Below are 19310 nucleotides of genomic sequence, written 5' to 3' on the forward strand. Positions count from 1 at the left end.
CCCTCAGTTCGTCTGCTGCCGGATACGCCACGCCAACGCGATTGTCATCAGCATGCAGATGATCGCAAAGGAAAACCACTGGATCGCATAGGAGAGGTGGTTGTTGGGGATATGCGAGATGTCCAGCGGCAGCGCCATCACCCCCTGCGCGTCGCCCTGGACGGCGGCGGCCACGACCAGCACCGGTTCGGTCCCCAGATGCGCGGCCATGCGCGGCACCTCGCGCGCGAACCAGATGCCGGCGGACAGGTCGGGCTCGGGCGTCTTGCTGCCCTTTTCCTCGGGCCAGTGCAGGTTGCCGGCGACGGTCAGCGCCTCCGGCGGGCGCGGCGCCCGGCGGTCGTCCTGCGTGATGAAGCCGCGGTCCACCATGATCCGGCGCCCGTCCTCGGTCTGAAACGCCGAGATCACGTTGTAGCCGCCGCCCAGATCATGGCTGCCCGACAGCACCAGGATTTCGTCGCCGGTGGTCCGGCCCGACACCACCACCGGCAGATATTTCATCGACAGGTCGATGGCTGCGGGCAGCGCCACCGGAGGCTGCTCGATCCCGCGCTGGATGGCGGCAAGCTCACCCGCCTTCCACTCCATCCGCCGCAGCTGCCAGAACCCCAGCGAGGCGAGGATCGCGGTCACGACCAGCCCGGCAACCAGCAGCGGCAGCAGCCGACGCAGCATCAGCGCGTCCTTTCGACCAGCGGGGCAGAGGCCCCCGAAACAGGAAAAACGCGCGGGACCTGCCCGCGCGTTTCATCGGATGGAGGGGCGATCAGCGGCCCCAGACGTAGATCGCGGCGAACAGGAACAGCCAGACCACATCGACGAAGTGCCAGTACCAGGCCGCGGCCTCGAACCCGACATGCTGGGTCTGGGTCATGTGGCCGCGGATCATCCGCACCAGACAGACGAACAGGAAGATCGTCCCGATGATGACGTGGAAGCCGTGGAAGCCGGTCGCCATGAAGAACACGCCGCCATAGACGGTATCGTCCAGGCCGAAGGCCGCATGGCTGTATTCGTAAGCCTGCAGGATGGTAAAGGCGACGCCCAGGAACACCGCGACGGCCAGCCCGCGGATCGCGGTCTTGCGGTCGTTGTCATGCGCGATCGCGTGGTGCGCCCAGGTGACGGCGACGCCCGACAGCAGCAGGATCAGGGTGTTGATCAGCGGCAGGTGCCAGGGGTCGAAGGTCACGATCCCCTCGGGCGGCCAGACGCCGTCGACGATCGGGCTCATCTCGCCCATGGGATAGAGCGCGTTCTTGAAGAATGCCCAGAACCACGCGACGAAGAACATCACCTCGGAAATGATGAACAGGATGATGCCGTAGCGCAGGCCGATCTGCACCACCGGGGTGTGGTCGCCGGTGTTGCCCTCGTTGGCGACGTCGTTCCACCAGCCGAACATGGTGTAGAACACGGTCAGCACGCCCAGCGCGAACAGCGCCCAGTTCGGCAGGCCAAGCACCGACATCTTGTGCATCCAGAAGACGCCGCCGACGAACATGACGAACGCGCCGATGGCCCCGATGAACGGCCAGATGGACGGCGGAAGAATGTGATAATCGTGGTTCTTGGCGTGGGCCATGGTCTCTCTCGCGTCGACTGGATCAGTTCAGGGCGGTGGCTGCGGACGCGCCGGTGTCGGCCCGCGCCGATTTCTGCGTGTCCATATGGAAGAAGGTATAGCTCAACGTGATGTCGCGGATACGGCCGGCGTCGCGGTCGTCCAGCATGTCGGGGTTGACGAAGAAGGTCAGCGGCATCTCGATCCGCTCGCCGGGGGCCAGCTCCTGCTCGGTAAAGCAGAAGCAGTCGATCTTTTCGAAGAAATACCCGGCGTCCGAGGGCGAGACGTTGTAGGTCGAGCGCCCGACCAGCGTCTGGTCCGAGTTGTTGACCGCCTCGTAATAGGCCATGGCGGTTTCGCCCAGCCGCACGGTCATTTCGGTCTGCATGGGGCGGAAGCTCCAGTCCAGGTCCGGCATCACGTTGGCGTCGAAGCGCACGCGGATGGTCTGGTCCAGCACCCGGTCGGATTCCTGAGTGGCGATCTGGGTGGTGCCGGCAAAGCCGGTCACCTGGCAGAACCAGCGGTAGAACGGCACCGCGGCCCAGGCGGCGGCGCCCATGAACACCACCACCGCAATCAGCCGCCAGACGACGCGGGCATTGGCGTTGTCGCGCGTATTGCTCATGGCTGCCCCCCCTCTGCGGCGGGGGCGGCCGGGGTCGAGCGCGCCTGCGGCAGCGCCGAGGCCGGGGTGCCGGGCGCCGCCACCGGGTTGGCCGACGGCGCGACCGCGGCGGCCGGCGGCAGCGAGGCCGGGCGGTGGTCGAAGCCCTGCATCAGGTCGCCCTGCTTGATCTTGACCACCGACAGGCCGAACACCAGCGCCACGAACAGCGCCAGCACCAGCGCCAGCCCGATGTTGCGGCCGCTGCGGCGGCGGTGCAGCTCATGTTCCGGGTGCAGTGCCATCACGCCCAGCCTCCGATCGTGGCCTGCACCGCCAGCGCGGCGAAATGCGCGGCCAGGTAGTACAGCGACAGGCGGAAGAAGGATTTCTCGACCGCGTAGGAATCTTCCTGTGCCTGCTCCTCGGTCCGGCGCAGGATCCGCCAGCCGCCCAGGATGAACAGGGCGTTGAACACCAGCGCCACCGCCAGATACAGCGGCCCGCCGATCGAGGTCAGCCCCAGCGCCACCGCAAACGGCGCCAGCACCAGCGTATAGGCAAAGATGTGCTTGCGGGTGGCGCGCCGGCCGTGGGTCACGGTCAGCATCGGCACGCCGGCGTTGTGGTAGTCCTCCTTCATGAACAGCGCCAGCGCCCAGAAATGCGGCGGCGTCCAGAAGAAGGTCAGCGAGAACATCAGCAGCGATTCGACCGAGATGCCGCCCGTGGCGCAGGCCCAGCCGATCATCGGCGGGAACGCCCCGGCGGCGCCACCGATCACGATGTTCTGCGGCGTCAGGCGCTTGAGCCACATCGTATAGACGACGGCATAGAAGAAGATGGTGAACGCAAGGAACGCCGCGGCGAACCAGTTGGCGGTCAGCCCCAGCATCAGCACCGCAAGGCCGGACAGGAACAGCCCCAGCCCCAGCGCGTCGCCCTCGGTCAACCGGCCGGCGGGGATCGGACGCTTGGCGGTCCGGGTCATCACCCGGTCGATGTCGGCGTCGTACCACATGTTCAGCGCGCCCGAGGCACCGCCCCCCAGCGCAATGAACAGGATCGCACAGAAGCCGACGAAGGGGTTGACCGGCACCGGCGCCACATACAGCCCGACAAAGGCGGTAAAGACAACCAGCGACATGACCCGCGGCTTGAGCAGCGCCACATAGTCGCCGAACCCGGCCTCGCCGCCCAGCCCCTGGGCGGCCCGGTCATATGAGTGGATGTCCGCCACGCCGCCTTATTCCGCCTGGGCCAGCCGCACCGGCGCGGCGGGCAGGTAATCCGAGGCGTCGGCCGCGAACTCGGTCTTGGCGCCTGCCATCCAGGCGTCGTATTTCTCCTGGCTGACCGCCTTGACCACGATCGGCATATAGGCGTGGTTGATCCCGCACAGTTCCGAGCACTGGCCGAAATACACGCCCTCCTTGTCGACCGAGAACCACAGCTGCGCGATGCGGCCCGGAACGGCGTCCTGTTTCACGGCAAAGGCCGGAACCGTCCAGCTGTGGATCACGTCCGAGGCGGTGACCTGCACCAGCACCGTCGCGCCGACCGGCACCACCACGGCATTGTCGGTGGCCAGCAGATATTCGTCGTCGGCATAGCCGTTGTCGGCCAGTTCCTCGCGCGCCAGCATCAGCGCGTCAAAGGCGACGCCGTCGTTGGGGTATTCATAGGACCAGTACCACTGCCGGCCGATCGCCTTGATCACCAGATCCGGGTCCGAGGGCATTTCCTGCGACCGGAACAGCGCCGGCAACGAAAAGATCCCGATGGTCAGCAGGATCAGCACCGGCACCACCGTCCACACCACCTCGACCGGGGTGTTGTGGGTGAAGCGGGCCGGGACCGGGTTCGCGCGGCGGTTGAAGCGGACGATGCAGAACAGCAGCAGCAGGCAGACCAGCACCGTCACGAAGGTGATGATGTACAGCACGAACTGGTCCAGCCACTGCTGGTCGACCGCCAGCGGGCTCGACGCCGGCTGGAACCCGATGCCGCCCGGTTCGGGCTTGCCGATCACCGGCAGATCGCCCAGCACGTCCTGCGCCATGGCAGACCCGGCGGTGGCCAGAGTCATGCCGACCAACCCCGCTGCTGCCAGCCCCGCCGCCATGCGGCCCCTTGCCCCGTTCGCCATTCGTCGAATCCCGTTCCTGTCGCCCCTCGTGCCCCGACTCATGAAAAAGCTGACGCACGCCATTGTCTGTCGAGACATATTGTCACAACCACATATACCGCAACAGGACAAGCCTCTACCGCAACAGCACCTCCCTCGGTATCGACTCGGGGGCGAAATGGGCTTACTTCGCTGGATCCATGACTGATCGTTTCGCGCCCTTCGCACAGCTGATCGACCCCGCTCGCGCCCTTTCCATCCTGCGCGAGGCCACCGCCGGCGCCGAGGACGGCGAGATCTTCCTGGAACGGGTCCGCGGCGAAAGCCTGGTTTTCGACGACGGCAGGCTGCGAAACGCGGGGTTCGAGGCCGCGCAGGGCTTTGGCCTGCGCGCCGTGCGCGGCGAGGTCACCGGCTACGGCCATTCCACCGACATCAGCGAAACCAGCCTGCGCGAGGCGGCGGCAATGGCGCGGCTGGCGGTGGGCAATGGCGGCGGCGTCATGGCCGCGGCCCCCGCCGGACCGGGCGCGCAGCTTTATCGCGGCGAGGATCCGGTCGAGGGTATCGGCTTTGGCGCCCGCATCGCGACCTTGCGCGACATTGACAGCTTTGCGCGCGACCTGGACCCGCGGGTGGTGCAGGTCACCGCCTCGATGGCGTCGTCCCTGCAAGAGGTGGCGATCCTGCGCCCCGAGGGCGGCATCTTCACCGACATCCGCCCGATGGTGCGGCTGAACGTGTCGGTGATCGTGGAATCGAACGCAAGGCGTGAAACCGGCACCGCCGGCGGCGGCGGCCGCTTTGGCCTGTCGGCGCTGATGCAGCCCGACCACTGGCAGGGGCTGGTGCGCGAGGCGCTGCGCATCGCCCATGTCAACCTGCGCTCGGTCCCGGCCCCCGCCGGGGTGATGGACGTGGTGCTGGGCCCCGGCTGGCCCGGCATCCTGCTGCACGAGGCGGTGGGCCACGGGCTTGAAGGAGACTTCAACCGCAAGAAGGCCTCGGCCTTTTCCGGGCTGATGGGACAGCGCATCGCCGCGCCCGGGGTGACGGTGGTGGATGACGGCACCCTGCAAGACCGTCGCGGCTCGATCTCGGTCGATGACGAGGGCACGCCGCCCGCCCGCAACGTGCTGATCGAGGACGGGATCCTGGTCGGCTATCTGCAGGACCGCCAGAACGCCCGGCTGATGGGCGTGGCCCCCACCGGCAACGGCCGCCGGCAAAGCTTTGCCCATGCGCCGATGCCGCGGATGACCAACACCATGATGGACCCGGGGCAGGACGATCCGGCCGCAATCCTTTCGGGGCTCAAGGACGGCATCTATGCGGTCGGCTTCGGCGGCGGGCAGGTGGACATCACCAACGGCAAGTTCGTGTTTTCCTGCACCGAAGCCTATCGCGTGAAGAACGGCGAGGTGGGCGAGTCGATTCGCGGCGCCACGCTGATCGGCGACGGTGCCACCGCGCTGCGCCAGATCCGCGCGGTCGGCAACGACCTGGCGCTGGACCCCGGCGTCGGCAACTGCGGCAAGCAGGGGCAGTGGGTGCCGGTGGGGGTGGGCCAGCCGACGCTGCTGATCGGCGGGCTGACCGTGGGCGGTTCGGCCGCCTGACTTTCCGGGGCCGCGGTAACCACTAATTAACCATTACCGTGGCATGAAGTCCCTGCGGATGAGGCAGGGACCGGCAGTGAACCCAGGCACGTTTTCTTTCGACACCCCCCACCCCCACCCTACCCCGAGGGAAGACGACCTGACGGTGCTTCGCCTCATCCGCTCTCGCCGCGTGGGGCCGGCGACCTTCCACCGGCTGATCGCGGAACATGGCAGCGCCGCAGCGGCGCTGGACGCGCTGCCGGGCATCGCCGCCGCGGCCGGGACCAAGGGATACGAGCCCTGTCCGCCCGGGGTGGCCCGCGCCGAGCTGGCGGCGGGCGCGCGCGTGGGCGCGCGGCTGATTCGGATCGGCGACGCCGATTACCCGCCGCTGCTGGCGACGATCTCCGACGCCCCGCCGGTGTTGTGGCTACGCGGCCGGGTCGAGGCGCTGCACCGTCCCGCGGTCGCGGTGGTGGGGGCGCGCAACGCCTCCTCCCTGGGGCTGCGGATGGCGCGGCATCTGGCGGCGGGGCTGGCCGAAGCCGGGCTGGTGGTCGCGGCCGGGCTGGCGCGCGGCATCGATACCGCCGCGCATCAGTCGAGCTGCGCCCGGGGCACCATCGCGGTGATGGCCGGCGGCATCGACGTGATCTATCCGGCGGAAAACCGGGCGCTGGCCGACCGCATCTGCGACTCGGGCTGCCTGCTGACCGAGCAGCCGCCGGGGGTCGAGCCGGTGGCGCGGCATTTCCCGGCGCGCAACCGCATCGTGTCGGGGATTTCCGCAGCGGTGGTGGTGATCGAGGCCGCCTGCCGCTCGGGCAGCCTGATCACCGCGCGGCTGGCCGGCGAGCAGGGGCGCGAGGTGATGGCGGTGCCCGGCCACCCGCTGGACGCCCGCGCCTCGGGCTGCAACGCCCTGATCCGCGACGGCGCCACGCTGGTGCGCAATGCCGAGGACGTGCTGGCGCTGATTCGGCCGCTGTCGCTGCCGGGGCTCGACGGGTTCGCGGCGGATTCGGGGGGCGAGAGCACCCTGCCCGCGCGCGCTTCCAGAACAGCGACGCCGCGATCTGCCACCGCTGCGGCAGATGAAGAACCAGCCGCTGCGGGTGATCGACAGCCTTCTACCCGGCGCGTAGACGACCCTAAGCCGCACCGCGGGGGGCAAAACGACGCCCCTGCCGCCGTGCAAAATGCTCAAGCGGTGCCGTCGGGATGTGGACCGGAGGCATCTGCACCCGCAGGCTCCGGCCAAGGTTCAAGCGGGCCAGATCCGCACCCGCCCGCGCGTTCCGCCGCCGCATCGCCCGTATCGTCACTGGCAGCTGACGCCAGCCCGGATTCCACCCCGACCGCGACCGAACTGCGCAGGCGGCTGCTGCACCTGCTCGGCCCCTCGCCCACCGACGAGGACAGCCTGATCCGCGACCTCGGCATCGCCCCGGCCCGGCTCGCGCCGACGCTGCTCGACCTCGAACTCGACGGCACCATCACCCGCCTGCCCGGCGGCCGGATCGCCCTGGCCTGATCGACGTTCCAGCCGGGAAAGGGCACCGCCGCCACGGATTCCCCGCTGTGCTGCGGCACCGACAGCATGAGCTGCACCCGAGATAGCATCCTCCGCCACGGATCAAGGTCGGCCTATATGGCCATGCAGACCTCTTTTTTCCCCGGCTCCGCTTTCCGCCTCGGCCACGGATCGCCGCCCCTCCCTCTATCTCTCACCCCCATCACGCGGATTCCGCCGGGGGCTGGGTGCTGCCCGGTGTGACAGCGATGTCCAGCGACACCGGCCGGAACGGGTCCGGGGTGTCAAGGTCGCTCAGGGGCAGGCCGTCTGGCAGCGGGCCAGCGGGCGGTCCGGCGGTGGCGCGCGGGGATTCGGGGGGCGCATCGGGGGCTGGCAGCAGGCGCAGCGCGTGGCGGCCGGCCATTTCGCCCAGTTTTCCGCGAAACAGCACCTGGCCGATGGCGGTCTCCAGCGTGGCTGCGCCAAGGACGTCGGGGGGCAGTGTGATCACGTCGCCGGGCGACAGCGCTGCCAGCTCCCGCAGCGAGATCCGGCGGCGGCAGAGCACCCCCAGCAGCTCGATCGGGGCGCTGTGGATCGCCTCGGCCAGCGACGGCGCGTCGGTGCAGTCGCCCTGCGCCGGGGGATCACCGCCGTCGCAGCCCGGTTGCGCGGGGTCCGAGGGCCAGGCAATCACCAGCCGGCCGCTTCTTTGCCCCGCTTCGCCGGCGCGCAGCCCGACCGTCAGCAGATGGAACGCCCCTTCCTCGAGCAGCAGGTCCAGCGTCCGCAGATCGTCCAGATGGCTGGCGTAGCGATAGCCCCGCAGACGGTCGCGGCCGGGGGGAAATCCGGGCTCGGCGCCAAGCTCGGCCAGGGTCGCATTGATGAAATCGGTGCAGATACTACCGTCGGTTCGGGTCGGGCGCCGTGGCGGCGCCGGGCGCGAAGAGACGCGTCCGGCCGTCTGCATCTCGGTGCCCGCGGCCAGCAGCTCGGGGCAGAGCGCCACCACCCCCAGCGAATCGCCCGGCCCCTCGATCAGCGAGACCAGCGCGCCTTCGGGCAGAAGCTCGCCCAGCTCGGCCAGTGCCGCCTGGCTCCACTCGATACGATCGAAGAACAGCGGTAGCCGGTGGACCCGGTCGGCGGCCCGGCCGATGGCCCCGGCGACGGCCCGTTCCGGCGAGCGCGCCTGCGCGCCCCGCGCCGGCGATGCGCCCGGCGGGGCCGCAAGCCCGCCCCGGCGCCGCGCCGTGGCCGCCACGACATGGCGCCACAGCACCGAGCCGCCGGCTGGCACCCCGTCTTCAGTCTGTGTTGCGCCCTGCATTCCCTGTCCGAATCACTGGTTACGTCCGGCGAGAATTGCAGAAAACCCTTAAGCCCCGGTTACCGGGCTCAGACCGCCAGCCCTTCGCGGCCGGCAAGATCGGTAAAGAACTGCCAGGCGACGCGGCCCGAGCGGGCGCCGCGGGTGGCCTGCCACTCGATCGCCTCGGCCCGCAGGCGGTCGGGGTCGATCTCGAGCCCATAGGCGGCGCAATAGCCGTCGATCATCGCCAGATATTCGTCCTGCCCGCAGGCGTGGAACCCCAGCCACAGCCCGAATCGGTCGGAGAGCGAGACCTTTTCCTCGATCGCCTCGCCCGGGTGGATGGCGGTGGCGCGCTCGTTGTCGATCATGTCGCGGGGCATCAGGTGACGGCGGTTCGAGGTCGCATACAGCACGACATTCGGCGGCCGCCCCGCCAGCCCGCCGTCCAGCACCGCCTTGAGCGATTTGTACTGCGCGTCGTCGCTGGAAAACGACAGGTCGTCGGCGAACAGCACGAAGCGGCGGTCGCTGTCGCCCAGGATCGCCAGCAGCCGACCGACGGAATCGAGGTCGTCGCGAGAGATCTCGACCAGCACCAGCGGCAGGCCGCGGGCCACGGACTCGGCGTGCACGGCCTTGACGAGGCTGGATTTCCCCATCCCCCGCGCGCCCCACAGCAGCGCGTTGTTCGCGGCATGACCGCGCGCGAACTGCAGCGTATTGGCCAGCAAGGTGTCGCGGGCGCGGTCGATGCCGACCAGCTGGTCCAGCGGCACCCGGGCGACGCGGCGGACAGGCTCCAGCCGGTCGGGGGCGGTGTGCCAGACATAGGCCTCGGCCTCGGCAAAGCTCGGCGCGGGCGCGGGCGGCGGCGACAGCCGGTCCAGCGCATCGGCAATGCGCGTCAGCGCGGCATCAGTCATCGTCAACCCAAAGTCCCTCGGCGCGCAGCTCGGCCTCGCGCTTCGTCTCGATCCGTTTCACCAGCTGGATGGCGATCTCGTAAAGCGAATAGATCACCGTGAACAGCACGATCTGGCTGATCACGTCGGGGGGGGTGACCATCGCGGCCAGCACCAGGATCAGCACGACCGCATAGCGCCGCATCGAGGCCAGCCCGGCCGCGGACACCAGCCCGGCCTTGCCCATCAGGGTCAGCGCCACCGGCAGCTGGAACGACACCCCGAAGGCAAGGATGAACTTGGTGGTCAGCGACAGATATTCCGCGATCGAGCCCTGGAACACGATGCCCGCCATCTTCGGCTCGGTCACCACCGGGGTGGCGGGGTCGTCGGGCAGGACCAGCGGCCCGCTCTGGAAGCCCAGGAAGAAGTCGAAGGCCCAGGGCAGGATGATGAAATAGGCAAAGCTGGCGCCCATAATGAACATCACGGGCGAGGCGATCAGGAACGGCAGGAACGCCTGTTTTTCCGACCGGTAGAGCCCCGGCGCGATGAAGCGCCACAGCTGATAGGCGATCACCGGAAAGGCGAGGATGAAGCCGCCGAACATGGCGATATGCATGGCCAGGAAGAAGCCTTCCTGCACCTTGAGCATGATCAGCCCGCATTCCTGCCCGCGCCGCGCCAGCGCGCCGCAGATCGGATGGGTCAGCACGTTGAAGACCGGCTGCCAGACGAAATAGCACAGGATCGCGGCGGCAACGAAGGCCAGCACCGACCAGATCAGCCGCGAGCGCAGCTCGGCCAGATGCTCGATCAGCGGGGCCGAGGATTCGTCGATGTCGTCAGGGCGTTTGGACAAGCCTCAGCTCCGGTCGCTGCGGCGCACGGCGTGCAGCCGGCGGGTCCCCGGTTCGGGGGTATCGTGAACAGGTGCAGGCGCGGCGGGCGCAGGCGACGGGGCGGCGGCGGTCTCTGCCGGCGCGGACGTAGATGCAGGGGTCGGGCTGGCCGGCGCCGCACTGGCGGCAGCGCTTGCGGCGGGGATCGCGCCTGCCGGGGGTCGCGGCGCGGCAGGGTCGGGCTGCGCCTTGCCCCCGTTGCGCACCGGTTGCATCGGATCCCATTTCTCGAACTTCTCGGCCGCGCGGCCCAAGGCATCGACGCCCATCGAGCGCGGGCTGGTCAGGTTCTTGATGTCGCGCAGGTCCTTGGTGGCCTCATCCAGCCCCGAGGCCTTGGCGGCATCCTCCATCGCCGAGGTGAACTCGCGTGCCATGCCGCGGGCGCGGGCCATGATCCGGCCCAGCGAATGGAACATCACCGGCAGATCCTTGGGGCCGATGACGATCAGCGCGACCACCCCGATCAGCAGAAGCTCGGTCCAGCCGACATCCAGCATATTTCAACCCCTTCCGCGCGCCGTGCGCGCGCCCGCATTACGGGCGGTTGCCGTCGGTCGGAGTCACGTCGCGCATCGCCTCGGTCCGGGCAGCCTTCGCCGCCTCGGCCTCGGCCTGGATGCGGTCGGCCTCGGCCCGGGCACGGGCGGCGGCGGCGTCCAGGTCGTCGGCAGTGCGCTCGGCCGCGATGGCGGCGCGGTCGGTGGCGGCATCGGCGGTGCGCTCGACCTCGTCGGCGCCCTCGCGAACGCCTTTCTTGAAGGCGGTGATCCCCTTGCCGACCTCGCCCATCAGGGACGAGACCTTGCCCCGGCCGAACAGAACCAGGACGACGATGGCGATCAACAGAAGCGCCATGGGTGAAGGTGCGTGCATCGTCTTTCTCCGTAGTCGGGCGTTTTGACCCGCGCGGCGAACGGCCGCCTCTCGCATATAAGGATATGCGCGCGGGTCCGAAAGTCCTTTCACGATCACGACACCCGCAGCAGGCGGGTGCAGCGACTGGCAGCGGGGCGCGGCAATCCCCAAATGCAGGGAAACCGCAAGGAGCGCGCATGAGCATCGACCCTGCAAGACTGGCCTATCTGACCCTGCTGCTGCTGGCACTGGGGGCGTTCGTGGTGGTCGAGTTCCGCCGCGACGCCGGCTCGACCCTGCGGGCGGTGCTGGCCTGGGGGCTGATCTTCCTGGCGGCGATCGGCGCGGCGGGGCTGTGGCAGGACATCAGCCGCGACGTCATGCCCCGGCAGGCGATGCTGGACCCGACGCGAATCGAGGTGCCGCTGGGCCCCGACGGGCATTTCCATCTGACGGCCGAGCTGAACGGGGCGCCGGTGCGGTTCATCGTGGACACCGGCGCCTCGGCGCTGGCGCTGTCGCCGCGCGATGCCCGCCGCGCCGGGATCGACCTGGAACGATTGGTCTATGCCGGGCAGGCCCGCACCGCCAACGGCATCGTGCCGACCGCAACGGTGCGGCTGGACCGCGTGGCGATCGGCGACATCCTCGACGAGAACGTGCCTGCCATGGTGATCCAGGCCGACATCGACCGCTCGCTGATGGGCATGGACTATCTGCGCCGCTTTGCCCGGGTCAGCTTCGAGGGCGATTCGATGATCCTGGAACGCTGAGCGCGCCGCACTGCCGGACCGGGGCGCTGCCCCGGACCCCGGGGTATTTTCGCCAGAAAGAAGAGACTGGCCGCCCACGGCGTGAGGCTTTCATCTGGTCCCAATATCCCCGGGCTTGCGAGCGCCCGGAATACAATCCAGTGGATTGTATTCCGCGAACAAGGGCACGGTAGTAGCCCGGGGGCTGGCCCCCGGACCGGCGGCGACGCAATCGCAACGCGGCCGGTTCAGCGCTTGCGTTCCCAGCGACCCCCGGCTTCGGACCAGTATTCGGCGCCGACGCCGGCGCCGGTCAGCGCCCGCCACTGGTCGCGGGCGCGTTCCAGCGCGGGCGGGTCGTTGCCGTCGAAGACGATGCAGACGCGCTGCGCGGCGGCGCATTCCTCGGGCGCCACTGCTGCGCCATCCAGCGCGATCAGGCACTCGGCCGCCGCCGCGCCATGGCCCTCACCCGCCATGGTCAGCAGCACCGGCTGCGCCGCGTCATGCGGCCCGCCTGCCATGCCGTGGGGCAGGAACCCCTCGGCCAGCCACAGCTCGTCGTCGAGCCGCGCCATGCGGGCGCGGTCGCTGCCGCGCAGTTCCACCCGCCAGCCGGCCTGCAGCGACTTGCCCAGCAGCAAGGGCACCAGCCGCGCCGCGGGCGAGCGGGTCAGGTGATAGAACAGCGCATTGCCCACGGCGCGGCGGTCCTCAGGCTTCGAAGCGGTCGCGCACCAGCCGGTCCAGCGTCAGCACCCCCCAGCCGGTCGCGCCCTTGGGGGCCAGCGTGGTTTCCTTGGGCGGCAGCGCCACGCCGGCGATGTCGATATGCGCCCAGGGCGTGCCGTTGCGGATGAAACGCTGCAGGAACTGCGCCGCGGTGATCGAGCCCGCCGGGCGGCCGCCCGAGTTCTTGATGTCGGCCAGCCGCGACTTGATCAGCTCGTCATAGGCGGGGGCGAGCGGCATCCGCCAGATCCCCTCGCCCTCGGCCTCGGCGGCCTTGGCCAGCTCGCCCGCCAGCGCATCGTCGTTGCAGAACAGCCCGGCCTTTTCATGGCCCAGCGCCACGATGATGGCGCCGGTCAGCGTGGCGAGGTTGACCACCGCCGCGGGCTGGAAACGCTCCTGCGCGTACCAGAGGATGTCGGCCAGCACCATCCGCCCCTCGGCGTCGGTGTTCACCACCTCGATCATGTCGCCCTTCATCGAGCGCACGATGTCGCCCGGCCGCTGCGCGCGGGCGTCGGGCATGTTCTCGACCAGCCCGACCACGCCGACGACATTGGCGCGCGCCCGGCGCAGCGCCAGCGTGCGCATGACGCCGGCGACGACGCCCGCGCCGCCCATGTCCATGGTCATCTCTTCCATGCCCTGCGCGGGCTTGATGGAGATGCCGCCGGTGTCGAAGACCACGCCCTTGCCGACCAGCGCCAGCGGCGCGGCGTCGCCCCCGCCCTGCCAGCGCATCACCACCACCTTGGAGGGGCTGTCCGAGCCCTGCCCCACCGCCAGCAGCGCCCGCATACCCAGCCGGGAAAGCTCGTCCTCGTCCAGCACCTCGACCTCGAGCCCCAGCTCGCGCATCGCCAGCAGCCGGTCGGCAAAGTCGCTGGTGGTCAGCACGTTGGCGGGCTCGTTGATCAGGTCGCGGGTGAAGAACACCCCCTCGGCCAACGCGGCGCCGTCCTGGGCGGCGCGGGCGGCCGATTCGGGGTCGCTGCACAGCACGGTGACGCGGGCCTTGCCGGGCTGCGCGGCCACGGCGGCCTGCCCAACCGCCGCAGGCTCTGCCGGCTGGCCCGAGGCGTCGTTCAGCCGCGCATCGGGCGCCGCTCCATGGGTCACCGCCTGCGGCGGCGCGGCCGGGACATCGCCGCCGGCTTCCGCCTCGCCTTCGCCCGCGGGCGAGGTCTTGTAGGTCGAGAAATCATAGCCGCGCAGCGCGATGCCCAACGTCAGCTCGGCGATGCGCGGATGTCCGCTGCAGAGCACCGTCACCTCGGCCTTGCCCATGCGGGCACCGACCGCGGCCCCGGCCTTGCGCGCCGTCGCCACGTCGGCGCGGCGCGGCAGGCGCAGCAGCTGCACCGCATCCGCCGCCAGCCCCGCCGGAAAGGCGATCTCTAGCGCGCCGCCGGGCTTGACCTCGCCCCATTGCTTCGAGCCGAGCGCGCGGGCCAGGCTCTTGCGGGCCGCGGGCGGCAGGCCCTTGGGCAGCTGGTCACGCTCGCCAATCAGCAGGACCAGGCGGCCCTCGCAGGCGGCCAGATCGGCATCGGCCTCGGGCATGAAACGGATTTCGACGGGGTGGTTCATCGCGGGCTGGCCTTCGTCGGTGGAAAACAGCCCGACCGTAGCGGCGCCCCCCGCGCTTGACCAGAGCACCGCCGACCGGCGACCCGCGGGCTTCCGCCCGCAGGGCACAGCGGCTAATCAGGGGCAGAGCCGGACAGGACGCCCATGACCCGCATCGACCGATACATGCTGTTGCAGTTCCTGACGCAGTTCGGGTTCTTTGCGCTGGTGCTGGTATCGGTCTACTGGATCAACCGCGCCGTGCGCCTGTTCGAGCAGCTGATCCAGGACGGACAGACCGCGCTGGTGGTGCTGGAATTCACGGCCCTGACCCTGCCGCTGGTGATCTCGCTGGTGCTGCCGGTCGCGGCCTTTGCGGCGACGGTCTACGGCACCAACCGATTCGCCTCGGAATCCGAGCTGACGGTGATGCAGGCGGTGGGGCTGTCGCCCTGGCGGCTGGCGCGGGCGCCGCTGGTGTTCGGGCTGATCGTGGCGCTGATGGTGGCGGCGCTGGCGCATGGGCTGGTGCCGGCGGCACGGGCGCGGCTGGCCGACCGCCAGGCCGACATCGCCGAGAACGTCACCGCCAGCTTCCTGCGCGCGGGATCGTTCCAGTATCCGGGCGAGGGCGTCACCCTGTTCATCGGCAGTATCGCGCCGGACGGGCGGCTGCTGGACCTGTTTCTGGAAGACGCGCGCAGCCCGGCCCGCCAGATCACCTATACCGCCGAAGAATCAATGCTGCTGCGCACCGACAGCGGCCCGCGGCTGGTGATGCTGCGCGGCATGGTGCAGACGCTGGAAACCGTGGCCGGAGAGGTGCCGCGCCTGTCCACCACCCGGTTCGCGGACCTGACCTATGACATCGGCTCGATGCTGTCGGTACGTAACACGCCGGGACGCGACCTGCGCGACTATTCCACCTGGCGGCTGCTGAACCCCGACCCCGCGCTGCTGGAGGCGACCGGCGCCACCCCACCCCGCGCCCGGGCCGAGGCGCATGAGCGGCTGGCCCAGCCGCTGCTGGCGCCGGTGGGGGCGCTGCTGGGCTTCGCGATGCTGCTGCTGGGCGGGTATTCGCGCTTCGGGGTCTGGCGGCAGGTGATCTGGGCCATCGTCGCGCTGCTGTTCGTGCACATGCTGTCCACCACCGCCGCCGCGCAGGCGGCGCAGGCGCCCGGGCGCTGGCCGCTGCTCTACCTGCCCGCCGTGGTGGGGGCGGCGATGGTGACCGCGGCGCTGTGGCTGGCCGCCCGCCCGCGCCGGGTCCGCGCCCCCGCCGCCGCGCCCGCCCCCGCCCGCGGGGCCGCGCCGTGATCCTGCAACGCTATGTCGCCCGGCGCTTCCTGCGCCAGTTCCTGCTGGTCACGGCGGTCTTCGTCGCGATCCTGTTCCTGATCGACATCATCGAGCAGATCCGCCGCTTCGGCAGCAATGCCGAGATCGGGCTGGCGGGGCTGGCGGGACTGGCGGCGCTGAACATCACCGCCAGCGTCTATACGATCCTGCCGCTGATCACCCTGCTGGCGGGGATCGCGCTGTTTCTTGGGCTGTCGCGCTCGTCCGAGCTGGTGGCGATGCGGGCGGCGGGGCGGTCGGGGCTGCGCATTCTGGCCGCGCCCACGGTCACCGCGATCCTACTGGGGGCGGTGCTGGTCAGCGTGATGAACCCGATGGTTGCGGCCACCAGCAAACGCTACGACCAGGCGGCGGCGGCGGCCAAGGGCAATGCGGTGCAGACCATTTCGCTGGGGCGCGGCGCGGTCTGGCTGCGGCAGGCGGTGGCGCCGGGCGCCGCCGGCACCGGCGACCGGGGCGGGCAGATCGTGATCCGTGCGGGCCGCGCCAGCCCCGACGCCACCACGCTCTACGACGCCACCTTCATCGTGCTGGACGCGGTGGACGGGCCGGTGCGGCGCATCGTGGCGCAGTCGGCGCGGCTGGCATCAGGCTCCTGGGCGCTGGCGGGGGTCAAGGAATGGCCGCTGCGCAAGCCGAACCCGGAACTTTCCGCCGTGACGCTGCCCGGCCTGACCCTGCCGACCGAGCTGACCGCTGCCCGCATCCGCGACGGCTTCGGCGCCCCCGAGGCGGTGGCGATCTGGCAGCTGCCCGAGTTCATCTCGGGGCTCGAAAGCGCCGGATTTACCGCGTTGCGCCACCGGGTCTGGCTGATGATGGAGCTGGCGCGCCCGCTGCTGATGGGCGCCATGGTCATGGTCGCGGCCGTGTTCACCATGCGGCCGATGCGCGGGCGCAAGGCTGGGGTGCTGGTGCTCAGCGCCTTCATCGCCGGGGTGGGGCTGTTCTTCCTGCGCAACCTGACGCAGGTGCTGGGCGAGACCGGCGAGATCCCGCCGCTGCTTGCCGCTTTCGTGCCGCCGCTGGTGGCGGCGATGCTGGCGCTGGCCGCCCTGCTGGGGCTGGAGGACGGATGACCGCTGCACCCCTGCTCTTCTGTCCCGCCCCCCACTGCCCCGGCCCCGGGACCGCGGCGCCGGCGGCGTCCCGCCCTGGCCGGACCCGCCGCGCGCTGGCCTGCGGCGCGGCGCTGCTGGTGCTGGCGGGCGCGCCCGCGCTGGCGCAGACCTTTGTCCCCGATGCCAGCGGCCGGCAGGGCGCGGCGCTGGCCCCGACCGAGTCCACCGGGCTGTCGGGGATGCTGGCCGACGGCACCAGCCTGCTGCGCCTGCCGGTGGTGGTGGCGCCGTCGCGCCCCGCGCAGGCCGCGGCGGACGATGCCGAACCCGACAGCCCCGCCACGCTGCTTGCCGACCGGATCGAGCTGTCGGGCGACCGGGTGCTGACCGCCTCGGGCGGGGTGGTGGCGTGGTATCGCGGCACCAGGCTGATCGCCGAGCGGGTGGTCTATGACGGCGCCGCCGGCACCATGCGGATCGAGGGGCCGATCCACCTGTCCGAGCCCGGCAAGGCCGGCAGCGACGACGAAACCGTGCTGATCGCCGATGCCGCCCAGCTGGACGAAGGAATGCGCGACGGGCTGCTGACCGGGGCGCGGCTGGTGCTGGCGCGCGAATTGCAGCTGGCCGCGGCCGAGGTGCGGCGCAGCGGCGAGGGGCGGATGACCACCTTGTCGCATGTTGTCGCCTCGTCCTGCCAGGTCTGCGCCGAGGACCCGACGCCCCTGTGGGAAATCCGCGCCCGTCGCATCACCCACGACGCCGAAACCCGACGCCTGCATTTCGAGCGCGCGCAGTTCCGCGCGTTTGGCCTGCCCGTCGCCATGCTGCCGTGGTTTTCCGCCCCCGACCCGACGGTGGACCGGATGACCGGCTTCCTGACGCCCGAGATGCGGACCACCTCGGGGCTGGGGGTGGGGGTCAAGCTGCCCTATTTCATCACCCTGGGCGACAGCGCCGACCTGACGCTGACCCCCTATCTGGCCGCCAGCCGCACCACCACGCTGGAGCTGCGCTATCGCCAGGCCTTCACCGACGGCGCCCTGCAGCTGGAAGGCGCGCTAAGCCACGACGACCTCGAGGACGGCAGCCGCGGATATCTGTTCGGCGCCGCCCGCTTTCGCCTGCCGCACGACTACTGGCTGGGGTTGCAGCTGCAATCGGTCAGCGACCGCCCCTATCTGCTGGACTATGACGTCACCGACGCCGACCGGCTGTGGAGCGGGGTCACCCTGGACCGCGTGGCCAGCGACCGGCTGGTCGCCGCCCGCATCGGCCGCTACGAGACCTTCCGCGAGGGCGAGGACAGCGCCACCTCGCCCGGGCTGGTCGCCGACGCGCTGTGGGAACGCCGCTTGCGCCCCGGGCTGCTGGGCGGCGAGGCCGGGCTGCAGTTTTCCGTCCACGGGCACCGGCGCAGCTCGGACGCGGATGGCGACGGGCGCGACATGATGCGCGGCTCGGCCCGGCTGGACTGGCAGCGGGTCGAGATCCTGCCCGGGGGCGTGGTGGGCAGCGTGCAGACCCGCATCGACGCCGATCTCTACCGCATCCGCGACGATGCCAGCTTTGATTCCTCGCAGGCGCGGCTCACCCCGATCGCGGCGGTCGAGTTCCGCTGGCCGCTGATCTCGCAGGGCGGCGGCGTCACCCATGTGCTCGAGCCGGTGGCGCAGTTCGTCTGGTCGCCCCGCGCCTCCGAGGACGACCCCATCCCCAACGAGGATTCCACCCTGGTCGAGTTCGACGAGGGCAATCTGTTTTCCATCGACCGCCTGCCCGGGCGCGATGTGGTCGAGGGCGGGTTCCGCGCCAATCTGGGGCTGGGCTGGACCCGCATCGACCCGGCGGGCTGGTCGCTGGGGCTGACGGCCGGGCGGGTGCTGCGCTCGCGCCCCGACCCGGCCTTTGACCAGGACGGGGACATGCTGTCGGGCCGGCGCTCGGACTGGCTGCTGGCGGCCACCTATTCGGGGCCGAACGGGCTGGCGATGGCCAACCGGGCGCTGTTCGACGACGACCTGACCCTGCATCGCAACGAATTGCGGGTGGGCTGGCTGCGGCCGGGACTGCAGCTGTCCGCCGGCTATCTGTGGATCGACGCCGATACCGAGCCCGACCGGCTGGAGGACGTGTCGGAACTGACCGCCACCACCGGCGTGCAGTTGGCGCCCGGCTGGCGGATGACCGCGGAGGGCCGCTACGACTTTGCCATCGACCGCGCGCAAAAGGCCGAGCTGGGGCTGGAATACCGCAACGAATGCGTGACCGTGGATCTGTCGGTGTCGCGCCGCTTCACCTCGTCGGACACGGTGCGCGCCGATACCGACGTGGGGCTGTCGGTGCGGCTGGGCGGTTTCGGGCGCCAGCGGGACGGCGGCGCGGCAACTGTGGCGCGGCGCAGCTGTCTGCGCTAGATTGGCGCCAACGAG

18 protein-coding genes and 1 pseudogene are annotated in these 19310 nt (G+C 70.3%); 6 read left to right on the forward strand and 13 right to left on the reverse strand.

What is annotated here, in order from left to right; all coding sequences use genetic code 11:
- Positions 1-3: 3 nt before the first annotated feature.
- The 6 genes from BUB57_RS01605 to coxB form a co-directional block, all read right to left on the reverse strand.
- On the reverse strand, positions 4-678 hold the full coding sequence (locus BUB57_RS01605; RefSeq protein ID WP_073060902.1) for an SURF1 family protein: 675 nt from the start codon (positions 676-678) through the stop codon (positions 4-6).
- A 91-nt stretch (positions 679-769) separates the two neighbouring features.
- The gene (locus BUB57_RS01610; protein ID WP_073060905.1) at positions 770-1588 is read right to left on the reverse strand and encodes a cytochrome c oxidase subunit 3; all 819 of its coding nucleotides are present in this window, start codon (positions 1586-1588) and stop codon (positions 770-772) included.
- A 22-nt stretch (positions 1589-1610) separates the two neighbouring features.
- A complete protein-coding gene (locus BUB57_RS01615) occupies positions 1611-2198 on the reverse strand; it encodes a cytochrome c oxidase assembly protein (protein WP_073060923.1) in 588 nt (195 codons plus the stop codon).
- The gene (locus BUB57_RS01620) at positions 2195-2482 is read right to left on the reverse strand and encodes a hypothetical protein (protein ID WP_073060926.1); all 288 of its coding nucleotides are present in this window, start codon (positions 2480-2482) and stop codon (positions 2195-2197) included. Before BUB57_RS01620 ends, BUB57_RS01615 begins: the two co-directional genes overlap by 4 nt.
- Entirely contained in the window at positions 2482-3417 is a 936-nt protein-coding gene (gene cyoE, locus BUB57_RS01625) for a heme o synthase (RefSeq protein WP_073060929.1), read from the reverse strand. The genes BUB57_RS01620 and cyoE overlap by 1 nt, the downstream gene beginning before the upstream one ends.
- Before the next feature lie 6 nt (positions 3418-3423).
- On the reverse strand, positions 3424-4302 hold the full coding sequence (coxB, locus tag BUB57_RS01630) for a cytochrome c oxidase subunit II (protein ID WP_073060934.1): 879 nt from the start codon (positions 4300-4302) through the stop codon (positions 3424-3426).
- 203 nt (positions 4303-4505) lie between these two features.
- On the opposite strand from coxB, the gene tldD reads away from it, so the two are divergent.
- Together tldD and dprA are read left to right on the forward strand one after the other, a co-directional pair.
- Complete coding sequence (gene tldD / locus BUB57_RS01635; protein ID WP_073060936.1) at positions 4506-5924, forward strand: metalloprotease TldD; 1419 nt, start codon at positions 4506-4508, stop codon at positions 5922-5924.
- A gap of 145 nt (positions 5925-6069) precedes the next feature.
- Positions 6070-7440 carry a DNA-processing protein DprA gene (gene dprA / locus BUB57_RS16965; RefSeq protein ID WP_234951944.1) on the forward strand — a complete coding sequence of 457 codons (1371 nt, stop codon included), beginning with the start codon at positions 6070-6072 and terminating at the stop codon, positions 7438-7440.
- A gap of 202 nt (positions 7441-7642) precedes the next feature.
- Here the strand turns inward: dprA and BUB57_RS01645 are convergent, their stop codons facing one another.
- The 5 genes and pseudogenes from BUB57_RS01645 to tatA all read right to left on the reverse strand — a co-directional run.
- On the reverse strand, positions 7643-8755 hold the full coding sequence (locus BUB57_RS01645; protein WP_073060938.1) for a FliM/FliN family flagellar motor switch protein: 1113 nt from the start codon (positions 8753-8755) through the stop codon (positions 7643-7645).
- A gap of 68 nt (positions 8756-8823) precedes the next feature.
- Positions 8824-9663: an ATP-binding protein gene (locus BUB57_RS01650; protein ID WP_073060939.1), complete on the reverse strand. Its 840-nt coding sequence runs from the start codon at positions 9661-9663 to the stop codon at positions 8824-8826.
- The gene (gene tatC / locus BUB57_RS01655; RefSeq protein WP_073060940.1) at positions 9656-10504 is read right to left on the reverse strand and encodes a twin-arginine translocase subunit TatC; all 849 of its coding nucleotides are present in this window, start codon (positions 10502-10504) and stop codon (positions 9656-9658) included. Before tatC ends, BUB57_RS01650 begins: the two co-directional genes overlap by 8 nt.
- A 3-nt stretch (positions 10505-10507) precedes the next feature.
- Complete coding sequence (tatB, locus tag BUB57_RS01660; RefSeq protein ID WP_073060941.1) at positions 10508-11044, reverse strand: Sec-independent protein translocase protein TatB; 537 nt, start codon at positions 11042-11044, stop codon at positions 10508-10510.
- 220 nt (positions 11045-11264) lie between these two features.
- Positions 11265-11420 (reverse strand): annotated as a pseudogene (gene tatA, locus BUB57_RS16970) (twin-arginine translocase TatA/TatE family subunit); the annotation flags it as partial.
- A gap of 179 nt (positions 11421-11599) precedes the next feature.
- On the opposite strand from tatA, the gene BUB57_RS01670 reads away from it, so the two are divergent.
- Positions 11600-12175, forward strand: a complete 576-nt coding sequence (locus BUB57_RS01670; RefSeq protein ID WP_073060943.1) for a retropepsin-like aspartic protease family protein — start codon at positions 11600-11602, stop codon at positions 12173-12175.
- 227 nt (positions 12176-12402) lie between these two features.
- Here BUB57_RS01670 and BUB57_RS01675 read toward each other — a convergent pair whose 3' ends face one another.
- Positions 12403-12855 (reverse strand): DNA polymerase III subunit chi, encoded by a 453-nt coding sequence (locus tag BUB57_RS01675; RefSeq protein ID WP_073060946.1) that lies wholly within the window; start codon positions 12853-12855, stop codon positions 12403-12405.
- A 13-nt stretch (positions 12856-12868) separates the two neighbouring features.
- Positions 12869-14476, reverse strand: coding sequence for a leucyl aminopeptidase (locus tag BUB57_RS01680; protein ID WP_073060949.1), 1608 nt, complete (start codon positions 14474-14476; stop codon positions 12869-12871).
- 144 nt (positions 14477-14620) lie between these two features.
- Here BUB57_RS01680 and lptF point away from each other — a divergent pair, with 144 nt between their 5' ends.
- From lptF to BUB57_RS01695, 3 genes are read left to right on the forward strand one after another with little or no spacing between them, the layout of a single operon-like run.
- Entirely contained in the window at positions 14621-15775 is a 1155-nt protein-coding gene (lptF, locus tag BUB57_RS01685; protein WP_073060952.1) for an LPS export ABC transporter permease LptF, read from the forward strand.
- Positions 15772-16896, forward strand: coding sequence for an LPS export ABC transporter permease LptG (gene lptG, locus BUB57_RS01690; RefSeq protein ID WP_073062016.1), 1125 nt, complete (start codon positions 15772-15774; stop codon positions 16894-16896). Before lptF ends, lptG begins: the two co-directional genes overlap by 4 nt.
- On the forward strand, positions 16893-19295 hold the full coding sequence (locus BUB57_RS01695) for an LPS-assembly protein LptD (RefSeq protein ID WP_084731905.1): 2403 nt from the start codon (positions 16893-16895) through the stop codon (positions 19293-19295). The genes lptG and BUB57_RS01695 overlap by 4 nt, the downstream gene beginning before the upstream one ends.
- Positions 19296-19310: the final 15 nt, after the last annotated feature.

Origin of the sequence: Paracoccus solventivorans (genome assembly GCF_900142875.1) — a bacterium.
Taxonomy (GTDB): Bacteria; Pseudomonadota; Alphaproteobacteria; order Rhodobacterales; family Rhodobacteraceae; genus Paracoccus; species Paracoccus solventivorans.

What these genes read in the sequence shown, in the direction of transcription:
- BUB57_RS01605 (WP_073060902.1), bottom strand. Translation starts at nt 678, where the DNA reads ATGCTGCGTCGGCTGCTGCCGCTGCTGGTTGCCGGGCTGGTCGTGACC.
- tldD (WP_073060936.1), top strand. Translation starts at nt 4,506, where the DNA reads ATGACTGATCGTTTCGCGCCCTTCGCACAGCTGATCGACCCCGCTCGC.
- tatB (WP_073060941.1), bottom strand. Translation starts at nt 11,044, where the DNA reads ATGCTGGATGTCGGCTGGACCGAGCTTCTGCTGATCGGGGTGGTCGCG.
- BUB57_RS01695 (WP_084731905.1), top strand. Translation starts at nt 16,893, where the DNA reads ATGACCGCTGCACCCCTGCTCTTCTGTCCCGCCCCCCACTGCCCCGGC.
- BUB57_RS01680 (WP_073060949.1), bottom strand. Translation starts at nt 14,476, where the DNA reads ATGAACCACCCCGTCGAAATCCGTTTCATGCCCGAGGCCGATGCCGAT.
- coxB (WP_073060934.1), bottom strand. Translation starts at nt 4,302, where the DNA reads ATGGCGGCGGGGCTGGCAGCAGCGGGGTTGGTCGGCATGACTCTGGCC.
- BUB57_RS01620 (WP_073060926.1), bottom strand. Translation starts at nt 2,482, where the DNA reads ATGGCACTGCACCCGGAACATGAGCTGCACCGCCGCCGCAGCGGCCGC.
- BUB57_RS01645 (WP_073060938.1), bottom strand. Translation starts at nt 8,755, where the DNA reads ATGCAGGGCGCAACACAGACTGAAGACGGGGTGCCAGCCGGCGGCTCG.
- BUB57_RS01650 (WP_073060939.1), bottom strand. Translation starts at nt 9,663, where the DNA reads ATGACTGATGCCGCGCTGACGCGCATTGCCGATGCGCTGGACCGGCTG.
- BUB57_RS01610 (WP_073060905.1), bottom strand. Translation starts at nt 1,588, where the DNA reads ATGGCCCACGCCAAGAACCACGATTATCACATTCTTCCGCCGTCCATC.
- BUB57_RS01615 (WP_073060923.1), bottom strand. Translation starts at nt 2,198, where the DNA reads ATGAGCAATACGCGCGACAACGCCAATGCCCGCGTCGTCTGGCGGCTG.
- BUB57_RS01670 (WP_073060943.1), top strand. Translation starts at nt 11,600, where the DNA reads ATGAGCATCGACCCTGCAAGACTGGCCTATCTGACCCTGCTGCTGCTG.
- lptF (WP_073060952.1), top strand. Translation starts at nt 14,621, where the DNA reads ATGACCCGCATCGACCGATACATGCTGTTGCAGTTCCTGACGCAGTTC.